This window comes from Mesorhizobium sp. C089B, from assembly GCF_030323125.1.
In the GTDB taxonomy this organism is placed as follows: domain Bacteria; phylum Pseudomonadota; class Alphaproteobacteria; order Rhizobiales; family Rhizobiaceae; genus Mesorhizobium.
The window spans coordinates 2,735,961-2,751,271 of the sequence record NZ_CP100469.1 but is presented as its reverse complement, the minus strand read 5'-3'; the positions used below and the strand labels follow the sequence as shown (position 1 = coordinate 2,751,271).

General features: G+C 62.9%; 18 protein-coding genes. 8 read left to right on the top strand and 10 right to left on the bottom strand.

Annotated features, from left to right (window positions below; all coding sequences use genetic code 11):
* Positions 1-12: 12 nt before the first annotated feature.
* From NLY44_RS13720 to NLY44_RS13710, 3 genes are all read right to left on the bottom strand, one after another.
* Positions 13-495 carry a DUF2269 family protein gene (locus NLY44_RS13720; RefSeq protein ID WP_023741841.1) on the bottom strand — a complete coding sequence of 161 codons (483 nt, stop codon included), beginning with the start codon at positions 493-495 and terminating at the stop codon, positions 13-15.
* Positions 495-1,781 (bottom strand): SDR family oxidoreductase, encoded by a 1,287-nt coding sequence (locus NLY44_RS13715; protein ID WP_031201446.1) that lies wholly within the window; start codon positions 1,779-1,781, stop codon positions 495-497. Before NLY44_RS13715 ends, NLY44_RS13720 begins: the two co-directional genes overlap by 1 nt.
* A gap of 165 nt (positions 1,782-1,946) precedes the next feature.
* Positions 1,947-2,903, bottom strand: coding sequence for an NAD(P)/FAD-dependent oxidoreductase (locus NLY44_RS13710; RefSeq protein WP_031201448.1), 957 nt, complete (start codon positions 2,901-2,903; stop codon positions 1,947-1,949).
* A 188-nt stretch (positions 2,904-3,091) separates the two neighbouring features.
* Here NLY44_RS13710 and NLY44_RS13705 point away from each other — a divergent pair, with 188 nt between their 5' ends.
* The 8 genes from NLY44_RS13705 to NLY44_RS13670 all read left to right on the top strand — a co-directional run bounded on the left by NLY44_RS13705 (position 3,092) and on the right by NLY44_RS13670 (position 9,721).
* On the top strand, positions 3,092-3,433 hold the full coding sequence (locus tag NLY44_RS13705; protein ID WP_023696361.1) for a DUF768 domain-containing protein: 342 nt from the start codon (positions 3,092-3,094) through the stop codon (positions 3,431-3,433).
* A 370-nt stretch (positions 3,434-3,803) separates the two neighbouring features.
* Positions 3,804-4,625, top strand: coding sequence for an ABC transporter substrate-binding protein (locus NLY44_RS13700; protein ID WP_286457780.1), 822 nt, complete (start codon positions 3,804-3,806; stop codon positions 4,623-4,625).
* The gene (locus NLY44_RS13695; RefSeq protein WP_286457778.1) at positions 4,519-5,403 is read left to right on the top strand and encodes an ABC transporter permease; all 885 of its coding nucleotides are present in this window, start codon (positions 4,519-4,521) and stop codon (positions 5,401-5,403) included. Before NLY44_RS13700 ends, NLY44_RS13695 begins: the two co-directional genes overlap by 107 nt.
* Positions 5,403-6,074: an ABC transporter ATP-binding protein gene (locus NLY44_RS13690; RefSeq protein WP_023668000.1), complete on the top strand. Its 672-nt coding sequence runs from the start codon at positions 5,403-5,405 to the stop codon at positions 6,072-6,074. Before NLY44_RS13695 ends, NLY44_RS13690 begins: the two co-directional genes overlap by 1 nt.
* Entirely contained in the window at positions 6,071-7,246 is a 1,176-nt protein-coding gene (locus NLY44_RS13685; protein ID WP_023804829.1) for a lanthanide ABC transporter ABC transporter substrate-binding protein PedA1, read from the top strand. The genes NLY44_RS13690 and NLY44_RS13685 overlap by 4 nt, the downstream gene beginning before the upstream one ends.
* Entirely contained in the window at positions 7,234-8,196 is a 963-nt protein-coding gene (locus NLY44_RS13680; protein ID WP_023681110.1) for a PQQ-dependent catabolism-associated beta-propeller protein, read from the top strand. The genes NLY44_RS13685 and NLY44_RS13680 overlap by 13 nt, the downstream gene beginning before the upstream one ends.
* Complete coding sequence (locus NLY44_RS13675; RefSeq protein WP_023804831.1) at positions 8,193-8,918, top strand: lanthanide ABC transporter ATP-binding protein PedB/LutE; 726 nt, start codon at positions 8,193-8,195, stop codon at positions 8,916-8,918. The genes NLY44_RS13680 and NLY44_RS13675 overlap by 4 nt, the downstream gene beginning before the upstream one ends.
* Positions 8,915-9,721 carry a lanthanide ABC transporter permease protein PedC gene (locus NLY44_RS13670; protein ID WP_023713344.1) on the top strand — a complete coding sequence of 269 codons (807 nt, stop codon included), beginning with the start codon at positions 8,915-8,917 and terminating at the stop codon, positions 9,719-9,721. Before NLY44_RS13675 ends, NLY44_RS13670 begins: the two co-directional genes overlap by 4 nt.
* A 1-nt stretch (position 9,722) precedes the next feature.
* Here NLY44_RS13670 and NLY44_RS13665 read toward each other — a convergent pair whose 3' ends face one another.
* Genes NLY44_RS13665 through NLY44_RS33215 form a run of 7 tightly spaced genes read right to left on the bottom strand, consistent with a single transcriptional unit; the run spans position 9,723 to position 15,256 of the window.
* Entirely contained in the window at positions 9,723-10,139 is a 417-nt protein-coding gene (locus tag NLY44_RS13665; RefSeq protein WP_023712217.1) for a c-type cytochrome, read from the bottom strand.
* Positions 10,120-10,998 carry a cytochrome c oxidase assembly protein gene (locus tag NLY44_RS13660; protein ID WP_023704606.1) on the bottom strand — a complete coding sequence of 293 codons (879 nt, stop codon included), beginning with the start codon at positions 10,996-10,998 and terminating at the stop codon, positions 10,120-10,122. Before NLY44_RS13660 ends, NLY44_RS13665 begins: the two co-directional genes overlap by 20 nt.
* Positions 10,995-11,336, bottom strand: a complete 342-nt coding sequence (locus NLY44_RS13655; RefSeq protein ID WP_023681115.1) for a hypothetical protein — start codon at positions 11,334-11,336, stop codon at positions 10,995-10,997. The genes NLY44_RS13660 and NLY44_RS13655 overlap by 4 nt, the downstream gene beginning before the upstream one ends.
* The gene (locus tag NLY44_RS13650; protein ID WP_023681116.1) at positions 11,336-11,941 is read right to left on the bottom strand and encodes a cytochrome c oxidase subunit 3; all 606 of its coding nucleotides are present in this window, start codon (positions 11,939-11,941) and stop codon (positions 11,336-11,338) included. The genes NLY44_RS13655 and NLY44_RS13650 overlap by 1 nt, the downstream gene beginning before the upstream one ends.
* Positions 11,938-13,914 carry a cytochrome c oxidase subunit I gene (gene ctaD / locus NLY44_RS13645; protein WP_023804832.1) on the bottom strand — a complete coding sequence of 659 codons (1,977 nt, stop codon included), beginning with the start codon at positions 13,912-13,914 and terminating at the stop codon, positions 11,938-11,940. The genes NLY44_RS13650 and ctaD overlap by 4 nt, the downstream gene beginning before the upstream one ends.
* The gene (gene coxB, locus NLY44_RS13640; protein ID WP_023668010.1) at positions 13,911-14,924 is read right to left on the bottom strand and encodes a cytochrome c oxidase subunit II; all 1,014 of its coding nucleotides are present in this window, start codon (positions 14,922-14,924) and stop codon (positions 13,911-13,913) included. Before coxB ends, ctaD begins: the two co-directional genes overlap by 4 nt.
* Positions 14,921-15,256: a c-type cytochrome gene (locus NLY44_RS33215; RefSeq protein ID WP_502882053.1), complete on the bottom strand. Its 336-nt coding sequence runs from the start codon at positions 15,254-15,256 to the stop codon at positions 14,921-14,923. The genes coxB and NLY44_RS33215 overlap by 4 nt, the downstream gene beginning before the upstream one ends.
* Positions 15,257-15,311: the final 55 nt, after the last annotated feature.

Sequence of the window (15,311 nt, the reverse complement as noted above, 5' to 3'; positions counted from 1 at the left end):
TGCCGATCGCAGCTACAACGATGACCACTCGATTGCCGGGCGCGCAATCATCAGCCAGAAAATGGCGAGCACGGCGCCGAAAGCTGGGAAGCCGAAGACAAACCAGCGTCTGAACAGCTGATGGTAGCGCTCGGGAGGAGGTTGGTTGGAGAGTGCGGCCTGTGTGGCTAGATTTCGCATCTCGATCTGCATCCACACGACAGGCAGCCAGAACAGGCCCGTCAAGATGTAGAGCAGGATCGAGAGAACGATCCATCCTTCGGACAGCGAATACCCCGCAACCCTAGCGAGGCCCAGTCCGGTCAGAGGTTGTGCGATAACGGCCGTAGCCGTGAACAGGAAATCAGCCAGCACGACAATGCGGGCGACGGCTGCGATCGTCGCGGCATTCCCGGTCCGGTGTGCCAAAAGCATGAAAAAAGCAATGCCGGCACCAGTTCCGAGCAGCACAGCAGCGCCGATCACGTGCAGGTATTTAAGCACGAAGTACGTCATCAGCGTTCCTCCAGAATGGCCAGCGCTGCAAAATGCAGAACGAGGATCGGGAGGATTTTGATCAACGGCCCGAGTGGCTCGAGCCAAAGATCCGGCCGCAGAATGCTCCCAGCGATCGCATAGAAAAGCGATACCGCGATTGCGCCGAAAAGACCAAGCCGGCTGGTTGGGCGCCAGGCGATAAGCGCCCCGACGGCGATGTCAGCCAGCGCGCCGGCGACTACCGCCGGTTCGGCCAAGGGGCCGGCAGCAGTGCCAATCAGCAAATCAACTCCGCTGCGCCAGCCGGCAGTGAGGGAAATGATGCCCGTCATGATCCAGAAGAGCGGCAAGATGACAAAGAGCGCCGGCTTGACGAAGTAAAGACCGGCGAACCATCGCTCCTGCACCGTCGCAGGATTTAAACGCAGTGCAGATGTAAGACTTGATGGTTGAATGCCGGTCGCCGTCATCCAGGGTTGGGGATCGCCGACAGCGCCTCGGGCAATCTCTTTTGCTGCATTGCTGCGCATCGGCGGGCGCCAGCCCAGCTGAGCCGCGGCATCCCCGAACCTGTATAAGATAGCTGCGGCCCAATTGGGCAAGATGAACTCCCGAGCACTGCTCCATCCGAACCAGCGGCGATAGCGACCCACGACCTCGCTCATCGAAAGTGCCTCGGGCCCAGCCAGGTCCAGCGTGAGGTGCGATGGGCTGCCGGGTTTGAGGAAGAACAGGACGGTGGAGATCACGTCATCGAGTTGGACGACTTGGAGACGGCCCGTGTCGGGCATCAACGGCAAGAGCGGCAACGCCGCGAGGCCGCGAAAAAGTGCACTTGCGCCGAAGGCCGGCCTTCCCAGTACTACGGAGGGGCGCAGGATGACCCAGTCAAGGCTACGTGCCATCAGTGCCTCATCGCCGGCGAGCTTGCTGGCGGAAAAGGCGGACGGCTGCTGGCGATCGACCCCGATGGCAGAAAAGTGGATCACCTTATTCACACCTGCGTGCTCACACGCGGTGAAGAGAGCCGAGGCGCCGGTAGAATGGACATGCCGGGTGTTTTCCCGGGCACTATCCTGCAGGACGCCGGCACAGTTTACGACGGCGTCCACACCGGCGAGATAGGGGGTCCAGTCCTGAGGTCGCAAGGCCCGCGCCATATCCAGGGAAACGGTTGGGATCTCCGGGTGGACGCCAGTGTCTGCGTGGTGAAGCACGCGGACCACTTCATGACTCTCGCCGGCCAGGCGCGCGCAAAGCGCGGCTCCAATCAGACCTGACGCGCCGGTGACGAGAATTTTCATTCCTTCCTCCAGCCGTTCGCCAGCGCGTGCCCGTCCATCAACCCAGCGGCTGCGCCTGGGAGAACTCTAGCAAAGCCGAAGCCGGTAGTCTCACGCCGGGTGGAACAGGTTCCGGGCATCAACGCAGCCAAAGGTGAGCCGGTACGGTGCGTTCGCATCTGCAGGTCAACTTCGCCGGAAGTTCGTCGCCGGCTCGGCGCAATCGCGGAGGTCGTTATGAATGTGAGTTGCAGCCTTGGCGGCGTCTCCGAACGCAACAGCAATTTGATTGAGCCCCTCGGCCACGTCGCCAATGGCATAGAGTCCTGGCGTTGAAGTCTCAAGGTGTCGGTTGACCAGGACATAGCCTTCTGCGTCACAGTTAGCCCCCAGAGCAACCGCGAGTTCGGAGCGTACGTCGCTGCCCATCGAAGGGTACACCACATCGATGTTGCGCATCGGGGCGCCCTCGGCCATGACGACATCGAACCCGGTTCGTCGAGGGATCAGGTCATCGACAGCGTCCCAGATTTCAACTCCGCCTGCCAAGGCGGCGCCGCGGGCAGCTTCGGAAACATCATCCTGGTTATTGGCGAGCAAGGCGACCTGACTGCCATATCCCTTCAGGAACAGAGCCTCCCTGACGGCGAGATGCTCCGGACCAACAACGCCGATGCGGCTACCCCGGGCCTCATATGCATCGCAAACCGGGCACAGTCTGACAATGCCGGTTGCGATCGCCTCCTCCAGTCTTTCAATGGGAGGTGCCTTGTCCACAATGCCCGTTGCCAGAATCACGCGCCTTGCTTGGACAATCCCGCAGGTGGTCGTCAGGACAAAAAAAACCTCGCGTTTTTCGGCGTGGCCTACGCAACCATGGACAAGGCTCGCGCCGTATAGCTGTGCCTGGGCTCGTAGGCGGCCGAGCAGTTCTTCCCCGCTGATGCCGTCGGGGAAGCCGGGACAGTTGCGGGATTTTGGGATGAGCTTGGCACGCGCATGCCCCGCGTCGAGCGAGATCACCGAACGCAGAAACCTGGCTAAATACATGGCTGCAGCGAGCCCCGCGGGGCCGCCGCCGACGATGGCAACGTCAAAAACTTGTGCGCCCGAAAAGCTTGGTTCGCCCGAAAAGCTTGGCATCGGGCCTAACTTCAACTCAACGAGCTTGTTCCACAGGGTCGAAATGGACGCAATCAGGATGCACACTGCACAATAAGAGTGAACTCCAATCGAGTCGTGAAGAGAAAGGCCACTGCCTCATCAAGCCTGCAAAAACCTCGTGGCTCCCAACGCTGTGAGTACAGCACCACTGGGAAAGTGAACGCATCATGGAACTTCGGCTCACCGTCGCGCTTAGTTTGGCGAAAGGGTGGTCTGAGATGAGCGCGACCAGAGAGTTTTTTCAAAACTGGCTACAGGAGAATGTCGGCACACTTCCTGGTCGAGAGGAAGTCAGCGTCGCGGTGCTCGCTCAGCAATTCGAGCAGGATGCCGAGGTGGCTGGTTATGGGCGTGAAGTAAGGGAGGACGAACTCGGAAACATCGAAGATGCTATCGTGCAAGCGATCGAGAACGCCGGGTCCGGGGTGCAGAGCCCGAGCTCCGAAAAGAGCGATCCGGCACCTGTAATGGACGCGTTGGAGGTCGATGATGCCAAGAGCGGACCGTAGCCCCTGACACCTTCTTCTGTTCGCCTGAACAAGCCCCCCGGGCTGCCATACGAGCTGAAAAACGGACCTTAGGTGCTTTCCCGTTAGTTCCATGCACCATTGAGGAACATTCCTGCCGCCACGGCGTTAGGAAAGTTCCTTCACACCCGGTGCGCCCGTGCTGACTGCTACCCTTCCAGGCGAATGGCTGACCCGGCATGATCAGGGTCACATCTCGCGGCGGGCCGCTCTTGCGGGTATTTGTTGCTGGCTATTGGGTGCTTCCGCAGAAGCCGCGCCACAGCCATCGCCGCTCGTGCGATTTGGCGTGCTGGGATTTGGCACCGCCGCCTGGGAAGTTGACGTCATGCGGCGACATGCGTTGGACACCATGCACGGCGTATCAATCGAGGCTCAGCGGCTTGCCGGTACCGAAGCCGGTAAGACCGCATTGCTGGCGGGCAGCGTCGACGTCATCGTTTCGGACTGGGTGTGGGTCATGCGCCAGCGCAGCGAAGGCGCTGATCTGGTCTTCTATCCCTATTCTCGTGCCGTCGGCGCGCTGGAACTGCCGCAAGGCTCGCCCATTCGAACTCTTGCGGACCTCAAGGGCAAAAGGCTGGGGATCGCAGGTGGTCCGCTGGACAAAAGCTGGATCCTGTTGCGCGCGCTCGGCCTCCGTCAGGTGAAGCGCGATCTTGCTGAAGAGGTGGAGCCAGTGTTCGGCGCGCCGCCTTTGTTGGAGCAGGAATTTCTGGCGGGGCGACTGGATGCACTGCTGACGTTCTGGAATTTCGCCGCCCGTCTCGAGTCAGAGGGGGCAAGGCCTCTGCTCAGTGTCGCGCAAATCCTGCAGGGGCTTGGCGTATCCGTGGACTTGCCGATGCTCGGCTACGTCTTCCATGAAAGCTGGGCGCGGGCCAACCTGATAGCCCTCGCGCGATTCACGAGCGCGACCGCGGCAGCGAAGTCGCTGCTCGAGTCTTCGGACGACGAATGGCGGGTGCTCGCGCCCCAATTGGGCACGGACGATCCTCACCTACAGGCGGCGTTACGCGCCGCCTATCGAGCCGGAATCCCTCGTCGGTTCGGCAAAGCCGAACGTGATGGCGCGGCCCGGTTGTTTGCAATCCTGGCCGAATTGGGCGGCGAAGATCTGGTCGGCAAGGCGACGAGCCTCGATCCTGGTGTCTTCCGGGCCATACCGGCTTGAGCTCGCGCCAATGACCGATGTCCCAGCGTTCCCCATCACAATGCAGCGTTCGCAATCCACTGCGGCATTGCTGACCATGGTGCTCGTCTGGCAGATTGCATCATCGATCGCCGCCGATCGCCTGTTTCCTGGTCCGGTCCAGGTTGTTTCGGTTCTCCTGCACGAAGCGGTTCGGGGCGAGCTGCCATACCATTTGGGCATCTCGCTTGCGCGCGTCGTGGCAAGCCTCGGGTCGGCAATCGTCATTGGCGCGGCCCTTGGCTACGCGGCAGGCCGCTCGCACAGAGCCGACATATGGATGAGGCCTTGGATCGTGTTACTCCTCAACATGCCGGCGCTGATCACGGTCATTCTAATTTATATCTGGCTTGGTCTTGCCGAGACCGCGCTTGTCCTTGCGGTCGCGCTCAACAAGATCCCCAACGTCGTGGTGACTATTCGTGAAGGCGCCAGCCGGCTGGACAAGGACTTTGCCGAAATGGCTGAGCTCTATCGCTTCGGGCGTGCTGCAAAGCTGCAGCATGTCGTGCTGCCGCAATTGGCGCCGTTCTTTCTCGTCACCCTGCGCAGCGGGCTGGCACTAACGTGGAAGATCGTGTTGCTCGCCGAACTGCTCGGCCGCTCCAACGGCGTCGGGTTCCAGCTACAGGTCTATTTTCAGAACTTCGACGTCACCCACATCCTTGCCTATGCGATCAGCTTCGGCGTTGTGATGCTTGCCATAGAGTATGGACTGCTTGTGCCGTTGGAACGTCGTCTGTTCGCCTGGCGACGCTGATGCTGAGGATCAGGATCGAGGACAAGACTTTCCCCGGTGACGACGGACAGCGCCGGACGATCTTTCGCGCGCTGTCGCTTGATATAGCCGACGGACAGGTCTGCGTCCTGACCGGCCCTTCCGGTGTCGGCAAGTCGACGCTGCTGTCGATCGTTTCGGGCGTCGACCGCGAATTTCGCGGCAGCGTGAGCGGACGACCGCTTCCGATAGGCATGCTGTTCCAGACACCGAGGCTGCTGCCCTGGCTCACCGCCTTGCGCAATGTAGAGATGGCCATCCCGGATCGCGCGCCCGATGCGGCCCGGTGGCTTGCCGCTGTCGGCCTGAAAGGCAATGAGAAGAGCTATCCGCAGCGACTCTCGGGCGGCATGGCGCGGCGCGTAGCGCTTGCCCGGGCGCTCGCCGTGGAGCCTGCGCTCCTGCTCCTCGACGAGCCATTCGCTTCACTCGACGAGGCGACCGCGCAAGCCATGCGCCGCCTGCTGCAGGATTGTTTCGCCAGTCGGCGGACTACCACGCTGCTGGTTACGCATGATCTCGCCTATGCCTCGTCGCTGGGTGATCGGGTTATTGTTCTGGAGGGATCGCCGGCGCGCATCGTGCGCGATGTCGCAATCTCTGGTGGCCATGAAGCGGGATCGTCGCGCTTTGGGCTGGGGGCGACACAATGAGACTGTTGCTGGGCCTTCTCTTTCTTTTGCTGATCACCGGCCCTGGCGCCACCGAGCAACAGACGATGGTGATCGGGTATATCGGCCAGGAGCGCAAACCGGCTCTGCCCCTTGGACCCCTTGATGAAACCGTCACCGACGACGGCCTGCAAGGCGCACGGCTCGGCATTGCCGACGACGAAAGCACCGGCCGGTTTCTTGGGCAGAAATTTCGGCTGGAGGAAAGGATATTGAAACCAACCGAAACGCCGGACGACGCGGTAAGACAATTCGCCGATGCCGGCATCGCCTTTGTCATCGCCGATCTCGACGCCCGTCAGCTTCTACAGGCCAGTGCCGCGCCCGGTGCCGAGCAGATGACGTTGTTCAACAGCCGGGCGCCGGACGACGAGCTTCGCCAGCAGGACTGCCGTCGGAACGTGCTGCACACGATCCCGAGCCGCGCCATGTTCGCCGACGGGCTGGCGCAATATCTCGCCTGGAAGCGCTGGCAGCGTTGGTTCCTGCTTGTGGGGCCGCATTCGCAGGATCAGGCGATGGCTGCGGCCTTTCGACGGGCGGCGGCTCGCTTCGGAGCCGAGATCACGATCGACCAGCCGTGGACATTCAGGCCCGCCAACGGACGTGCCGATACAGGGCATGTCACGCTGCAGACCGAAATACCGGCGGTCACGCAGGTCAGCGACTATGATGTGCTCGTGGTCGCCGACGAGGCGGATGAATTCGGCGCCTATCTGGAGGGCCGCACTGCGCTGCCGAGAATCGTCGCCGGCACGCAAGGGCTTGTCGCCATAGGCTGGAGCGCTGTCAGCGAGGAATGGGGCGCCACGCAACTGCAGGACCGTTTCCACAGGCAGGCAGGGCGCTGGATGTTGCCCAGCGACTACGCGGCCTGGCTCGCTGTGCGCAGTATCGGCGAAGCGGCGACGCGCCTGCACAGTCTCGATCCCGCGGCAATCGGCAGATATATACGCGGCGACGCGTTTCTTCTCGCTGGCTTCAAGGGGCAGGGGCTTAGTTTCCGTCCTTGGGACGGACAGATGCGCCAGCCCATTTTGATCGCCGGGCCTCGCCTCTTGATTTCCAGCTCACCGCAACCGGGTTTCCTGCATCAGCGCACGCCGCTCGACACGCTGGGCATCGACCTGGAGGAGAGCACATGCAAGTTCTGATGACGCTGTTGTTGGCGGCGTTCGCTCTTGCTGCTCCCGCCGCCGCCGAGACCATCTACGTTTCCAATGAGCAGGATAATACCGTCGCGGTCGTCGACGGCGTGACAATGACTTTGCTGGCGACGATCGATGTCGGCCGCCGTCCGCGCGGGCTGGCGCTGTCGATCGACAACAAGATGCTTTTCGTCGCGGAAGGCGACGACAACCGCATCGACGTGGTCGACGTCGCGAAGCGGCGGGTCGTCGGGGAACTGCCTTCGGGAGCCGATCCGGAATTCTTCGCAGTCCATCCCGATGGCAAGCGGCTGTTCGTCGCCAACGAGAATGACAATCTGGTGTCGGTGGTGGACATCGCCGCGGCCAAGGTCATCGGCACCGTGGATGTCGGCGTCGAACCGGAAGGAATGGCGGCCAGCGCCGACGGCCGCTATGTCGCCTGCACTTCGGAGACCACCAGCATGGTGCATCTGATCGACGCAGGCACGCTTGAACTCGTCGACAATCTGCTGGTCGATACCCGGCCGCGCGCGGCTTTATTCTCGTCGGACGGGAAGCAATTCTGGGTGTCCTCGGAGATCCGGGGCACTGTCACCGTCTTCGACACGGCAACGCGCGCGCAGACCGGCAAAGTCGAGTTCGAGGTGCCGGGTATACGACGCGAGGGTGTGCAGGCGGTTGGCATGGCGACGTCTCGCGATGGCACGACCGTCTATGTGGCGCTCGGCCCCGCCAACAGGATTGCGGAAGTCGATGTGAAAACGCTGGCGGTCCGTCGGCTCTACCTTGTTGGTCAACGACCCTGGCACGTTGCGCTCTCCGGCGACGAGAAGCGCCTAGTCAGCGCAAACGGGAATTCCGGCGATATTTCTTTTATCGATCTGGAAAACCAGGAGGTGGTGAAATCGCTGCCGGTAGGGCGGGGGCCGTGGGGCGTCGTGATCGGGCCATGAACGCCTTGTCGGTCGAGAATCTGGGCCATAGTTTCGGAAACCGGCGGGTTCTCGACGGCGTCTCTTTCTCTGTGGCCCAAGGCAGGATGTGCATCTTGCTAGGCCGCAATGGCGCCGGCAAGACGACGTTGTTCTCGCTGATCACCGGTCTTTATCACGCCCGCTCCGGCTCGGTGCATGTCTTCGACCAGGCGATGAATGTCAACCCGTCCGCCGCGTTGGCGCAGATGGGCGTCGTCTTCCAGTTGCCGACCCTCGACCTCGATCTGACGGCCGGCGAGAACCTGCGTTACCACGCGGCCTTGCATGGGCTTAGCCAGGCCTTGAGCAAGGAGCGCTCCATCCACGAACTCGGCCGGCTGGACGTGCTGGACAGGATCGACGATCCTGCCCGAGCGCTTTCCGGGGGGCAGCGTCGCCGTGTCGAGATCGCACGTGCTCTGATGCATAGCCCACGCCTTTTGCTGCTGGATGAGCCGACCACCGGGCTGGACGTGCCGGGCCGCCGCGCGCTCGAGTGGCACGTGCGGGAGCTTTGCCGCCGGCGGGGCATTGCCGTCCTGTGGGCAACACATTTTCTGGAGGAACTAACGGCGGATGACGATGTGGTGGTGCTGCATCGAGGCACAATGCGGTGGGCCGGCCGCGCCGATCGGCTGGCTGCCGATCTCGGTGTGGCGAGCACGGGCGAGGCCTTCGCGTCGCTGACGGAGTCCGAATGAAAACGTCTCACGCAGTGCGCGCGCTCAACGGCATCCTGCGCAGGGAGATGCTGCGGACGTTGCGGCAACGCGGCCGGCTGCTCTCGGCGATGGTGCGGCCGCTGGTCTGGCTGGCAATCTTTGCCGCTGGCTTCCGCTCCGTTCTCGGTCTGTCGATAACGCCACCCTACCAGACCTATGTTCTCTATGACGTATATGTGGTGCCTGGGCTAGCGGCCATGATGCTGCTCTTCCATGCCATGGCGAGTTCGCTGGCCATGGTCTACGATCGCGAGATGGGCAGCATGCGCCTGTTGCTGACCGCACCATTGCCGCGCTGGTACCTGCTTGCGGCGCGCCTGCTGGCCAGCGTGATCGTTGGCGTGCCGCTGGTCTACTTGTTTCTGTTGATCGCGCGTTTCTGGGATGTGCGGCCGCCCGTTCTCGGCTACGTCGCGGTATTTCCGGCGCTCGTGCTGGCGGGCCTCATGCTTGGCGCGTTCGGACTGCTTGTCTCCTCGGTTTCGACACAGATGGAGAACTTTGCCGGTGTCATGAATTTCGTCATCTTTCCGGTGTTCTTTGCCTCGACGGCGCTCTATCCGCTGTGGCGGCTTGCCGAGGCGGGACCGGTGCTGGCAACAATCGCCGCCTGGAACCCGTTCAGCTCGGCGGTCGAGCTGATACGCTTCGCGCTCTATCTGCGGTTCGATCCTGTCGCGGCGGTTGTGGTCCTTGGCTGCCTCATCGCGTTCTTCCTCGCGGCGGTCATCGGCTATGACCCCGGCCGGGGCTTGTGGTCCCGGCGCGGCGGCGAGGGATGAATTACCTCAACGCATAGAGATAAGCGGCGATGTCCCGCGCCTGTTGCTCGGTGATCCTCGTCGACGGCATGGCCGTGTGCGGATTGACTTCCCTCGCCGAGCGTATCCAGCGGATCATGTTCTCCGGATTGTTTGCCAGCAGGCCACCGATAAAGACCCTGTCGGCAAGGCCACCGTCCAGGCGGGGTCCGACCTGGCCTTGCGCACCCGGCACGCCGGGTATCGTATGGCAGCCGGAGCAGCCATTCGCCGTCATGATCGGAATGGCGCGAGCGCCTACGCCCCCGGTCGCGGCATCCGACTCGTGCCGGACACGGTCGCGCCGGTCGGACCACAAGGTCGCCGCTGCCACAGCCGCGGTCAGCAGCAGGATTGCGGCAAGGGCGCCCCCGATCAGCCTACCCAGGTCGGAGCGCATGTGTTGCCTCCCTGGTTGCGCTGCTGCTTATCCACAGGCCGGCGAGCAGCAGGGCGGCGCCGCCATAGATCAAGCCGGCCGGAACCCACATTACCAATCCGGCAAGTTGCTGGTCCTCGATCGCGGTCAGGCCCCACAACGCGGCGCCGGCGCCATTCTCCGGATACCAGAGTTTGGGCGACATCAGCAGCAGGACACCGAGCAGGCCGGTATGAAGCGAGGTGAAGAAAAGATGCATGACGGAGCTGCCATAGGTCTGCTGTCGACCGGGGCGCGGAAGGAGCGCCCACCAGAACAGCAAGGCTGTGCCGAGGAAGCTCGCATGCTGGGCATAATGAAGAAAGCCCTGCTGGAGCGCTGCCTGGAACAACGCCGGAATGTGCCAGATCCAGATGGCGACGCCGTGAATGATCGTCGCGTTGAGGGGGCGGATCACCAGGGCCCAAACCGATTGCAGCGTCTTTGCGCGCGTGAGCTTGCCCGTTCCGCGGCGAAGTGAGGCCGGCAAGGACCAGAGCAGGACTGCGCCTGGGCAAGCGGCGACAAGGAGGGGCGCCGCCACCGCCATCAGCAGTTCATGCTCGATCATATGGGCGGCAAACACCCGCTCGCCGAGCGCGTGGATGGGGCTGACCAGTGCTGCCGTCAGCACGCCCCAACCGGCGGCGAAAAACAACGCCTGCCGCATCCGCTCGGGACGGCCTCGGCTGCTGCGGCGCCACAACCGAGTCGCTCCGATGGAATAAAGGAAGGCAATCGCGGCCAGCGGAAACGTGATGGGAAATGCGAGCGTCCATCCGGCCTCGGGCGCGCCGGCGCCGTAGCAGATCGAGGTCGAGAAGAACGCGTCGAAGCTCATCGCAGGCACTCGTCGAGAATGAGAGCCGCGCTGCCTTGCATGATGATGACGAGGGCAAACAGCAATGCCGCAAGCATGCCGAGATCGGCGACGAACTGCTCGGTGCTGCGCGTGCGCTCAGGCTTGAAGGCGGCGCCGCCCTGCCGCTTCGCCCGCCATGACAAGGCACCGCCGAGCAGCGAAAGCACGGCGAGCACCAGTGCCACGGGAAGCACCACCGGCACCTGGCGGTTGCACTGCCATGGTACGAGTGCGTAGTTCAGCTGCGTCGAGATTGCCCAAGCCATCGGCCCCGACAGAAGACCACCCCAGGACGTTCCCATTTTCAACGCACGCATCAGCCTAGCCTCGGCATCCAGTAGATGAGCAGATAGATCGGGATCCAGGTCAGCACCACGAAATCCCAATAGAAGACATTGTCGCCGACATCGCCGAAGCGCCGGCCGCTATAGCCATGGCGTGTGAACATCAGCACCGTCAAAACGATGGTGTCGCCGACATCGGTGATCAGGTGTGTGGTATGCAGCCCTAGCAGCACCCAGAGCATCGAACCATAGGCGTTCGTGTCCCAGTAGATGTTCAGCGCCGGGAATTCGAACCAGCGCACGACAAGCGGGGCCAGACCGAGCAGCGACATCACCACCAGCCCGATCCGCACCGGCACGATCGCGCATTGCTTGGCATGGCCGTGGAGGATGTGATTCGGCACCACGCTGATAATGAACAGGATGGTGACGATCGTTCCGGGCCAATGGTTGGGGTGCGGGGCGCTTAGACGCCAGTTGGGCCACAAAGTGGCGAGATAGAGATAAGCGCCGGCGGCCAACGCAAAGCCCATGCCTTCCAGCGCCATGAAGCCGAGCGTTCCCCACCAGGTCGGGCTGCGCGGACCATGTCCAAAGGTTGGGAGGTCCGAAAGATCCAAGCTGGGACGCTCACTCATCCCTCATCCTCCGGGTCGTCCTTGGGCCAGAACCAGCCGATCAAGGTGATGGCGATCGGCGCGGCGCCCCAGACGATCGCCCAGGGCGTGAAGATCGAATAGACAAACGTACCGCCGACAGCGATTGCCGCCAGCAGCGGCCAGATCGACGGTGTCGCCGATTTCTCGCGAATGTCGGGGTGGGCTTCCGCCACGGTTGAGATCAACAGCTCACGGACATCGACGCGGAGACCGGTCGCCACAGGCAGCGCCTCCCGTTCGGCCCAGAGCGGCTCGACATGCGTGACAATCGGTATCCGCGCGAAATTATAGCTTGGCGGCGGCGAAGACGTCGCCCATTCGAGCGTACCGGCATCCCAGGGATTGTTTCCGGCCAGCGCGCCCTTCAACGCGCCGTGTACAAGATTGAAAGTGAACAGTACGAAGCTGAGGAAAAAGAGCACCGCGCCAGCGCTGATGAACAGGTTGATGTTGCCCCAGCCAAGCTCGGCCGGATAGGTGTAGACCCTTCGTGGCATGCCCCAGAGCCCGACGAGATGCATTGGGAAAAAAGCCGCGTTGAAGCCGATGAAAGCCAGCCAGAAATGCCAGCGCCCGAGACGCTCGCTCATCATGCGGCCGCTGATCTTGGGGAACCAGAAATAGGCGGCGCCCAGCAGCGGGAAGACCGAACCGCCGATCAGCACGTAATGGAAATGGGCGACGACGAAATAGGTATCGTGCACCTGGAGGTCCAGCGGCACCGAAGCGAGCATGACGCCGGTGAGGCCGCCGATGACGAAGATGAAAAAGAAGCCGAACACGAACAGCAGCGGCGTGCGGATCACCGGCCTGCCGTCCCACAAGGTTGCCAGCCAGCAGAAGATCTGAACGCCATTGGGGATGGCGATCAGCATGCTCGACGCGGTGAAGAAGCTGGCGCCGAGCTTGGGTAGCCCCGTCGCGAACATGTGATGGACCCAGAGGCCGAACGAAAGGAAACCGACGGCAATCAGCGACAAGACCAGCCCGAGATGCCCGAACACGGGACGCCGGGCGAAGACCGGGATGATCGCGGAGACCATGCCCGTCGCCGGCAGGAAGATGATGTAGACCTCGGGATGGCCAAAGAACCAGAACAGATGCTGGAAGAGCAGTGCGTCGCCGCCCTCGGCGGGGTTGAAGATATGTGTGCCGACCAGCCGGTCGAGGATCAGGAAGGTCGAGGTGATCATCACCGCGGGCATGGCGAAGACGACGACGAAGGAGGTAACCAGCATTGCCCAGACGTAGAGCGGAATCCTGTCCAGCGACATGCCGGGGGCTCGCTGCTTGAACACGGTGACGATGGTTGCCACCGCGACGGCCAGTGAGGATACTTCTGTATAAGTGATCATCTGGGCCCAGACGTCGGCCCGCTTGCCCGGCGCGAATTCGGGGCCTGACAGCGGCACATAAGCAAACCAGCCGACGTCGGGCGCCATGTTGAGCGCGAAAGACACCCAGGCGAATATGCCGCCCGAAACATAGATCCAGTAGCTGAACGCGTTCAGGCGGGGAAAGGCGATGTTGCGGCTGCCGACCATCAGCGGGACGAGATAGATGCCTGTCGCCTGCACGATGGGCACGGCGAACAGGAACATCATGGTCACACCATGCATCGTGAACAGCTGGTTGTAGAGGTCCGGGCCGATCAGACCGCGCTGCGGCCCTGAGAGCTGGATGCGCATGGCGACAGCGTTGAGCCCGCCCAGGCACAGAAACACGAAGGCGGTGATCAGATAGCGCCGTGCGACGACCTTGTGGTCGACGCTCGACAGCGCGCCGATGATGCCGGGGGGCGTGCGCCATGTCCGCGCCAGCCAGCGATCCAGGCTGGCATCGTCCATGCCGGTGTCGCGCGGTCCGTCATGCTCGGGTGCGACGTCGCCCTCGGTAGAGGTTTCACGCGCCGGCGGCAGGTCGCGTTCGCTTGTGAGGTCCGCGCTGCTCATTTAAGCGCCTCGAGATAGGCGACCATGGCGTTGAGTTCGTCGCCGCTGAGCTCCACCACCGGCATGTGGGATCCGGGCTTGATGCCCTGCGGGTCGGCTATCCAGGCGGCGAGATTGCCGCGGCTCATCGTCAATGTCCCGGCGGCAAGCGTCTGCCGGCTGGCTATATGGGTGAGGTCGGGGGCGACCGTACCTCCGGCAGGCGTGCCGCCTATTCTGTGACACATCACGCAAGGGCGCTTCAGAAACAGATCCTGGCCGGCCTTGGCCTCGTCCCCCGTCGGAGTAGCGGCCGGCTGCAACTGGTCGTTCCACCAGGCGTCGAACTTCGCACGCGGCTCGGCGATGATGAAGGTGCCCATGTTTGCGTGCTGCGCCCCGCAGAACTCGGCGCATTGACCTCGGTAAACACCAGGCTTGTCTGCCTTGAGGTCGAGCACGTTCATGTGGCCGGGAATGAGGTCGAGCTTGCCCGAAAGGCTCGGGATCCAGAAGGAATGGATCACATCGGTCGAGGTCAGAAGAAGCCGCACCGGCTCCCCGGCGGGGATATGGATCTCGTTCGCCGTGGTCAGGATGCGGCTTGGCGTGGCATCCTCATAGCGCACCTCCCACCACCATTGATGGCCGGTGACCCGAATGGTCAGTGCGGCATCCGAGCCGATCGCGGCGAGCGTCCTGTTGGCGAAGAAGCTCAGCAAGGTCAGTCCGATCAGGACAATGGCGGTCAACCCGACGGCGGTCATCACCGCGCGCAGCTTCCGGTCGTCGGCGCCGGCCTTGATCGCGAGCGGCTCCGCCTGCGCGCGCGACCGCATCATCAAGGGCACGACGAGGGCGATCATCACCAGCACCCACACCACGGCGCAGAGCGCGGTGAAGAACCAGATCAGCCATGCCAGTTCGCTCGCCGCGGGACCTTTCGGGTCGAGGGCGGATTGCCAGCCCGCGCATCCCTGGAGCAACAGAGCCCCGGCGGTGGCGAACGCCATCGAGACGAGACGTTTCACGGCGACTTCCCCAGCGTGGCCGCGTCGGGCATGCGGTTTTCCGAAGGATGCGCCATCATGTCGTCATTGCGTTGCGGCGCGGCGGAAGACGGCGCGTTGCCGCTCAGCGAGCGCACGAAAGCCGCAAGCTCCCAGATCTGGTCGTCGGGAATTTTGTCGCGGAAGCTCGGCATGCCGTTTGGCCGACCGTCGCGGATCGTGGCATGGATGCTTTCGATCGAGCTGCCATAGAGCCACTTCTGGTCCATCAGGGCCGGCCCCATGCCGCCGCCGCCATTGGCGTGGCATCCCGAACAGTTGAACCAGCCGAAAAGCCGTTTCCCTTCGCTCATGTGGAAGGCGTTGGCCTCGAAGCTCGCCGCCTTGTTGTCGCTGGCGGGGGCCGCT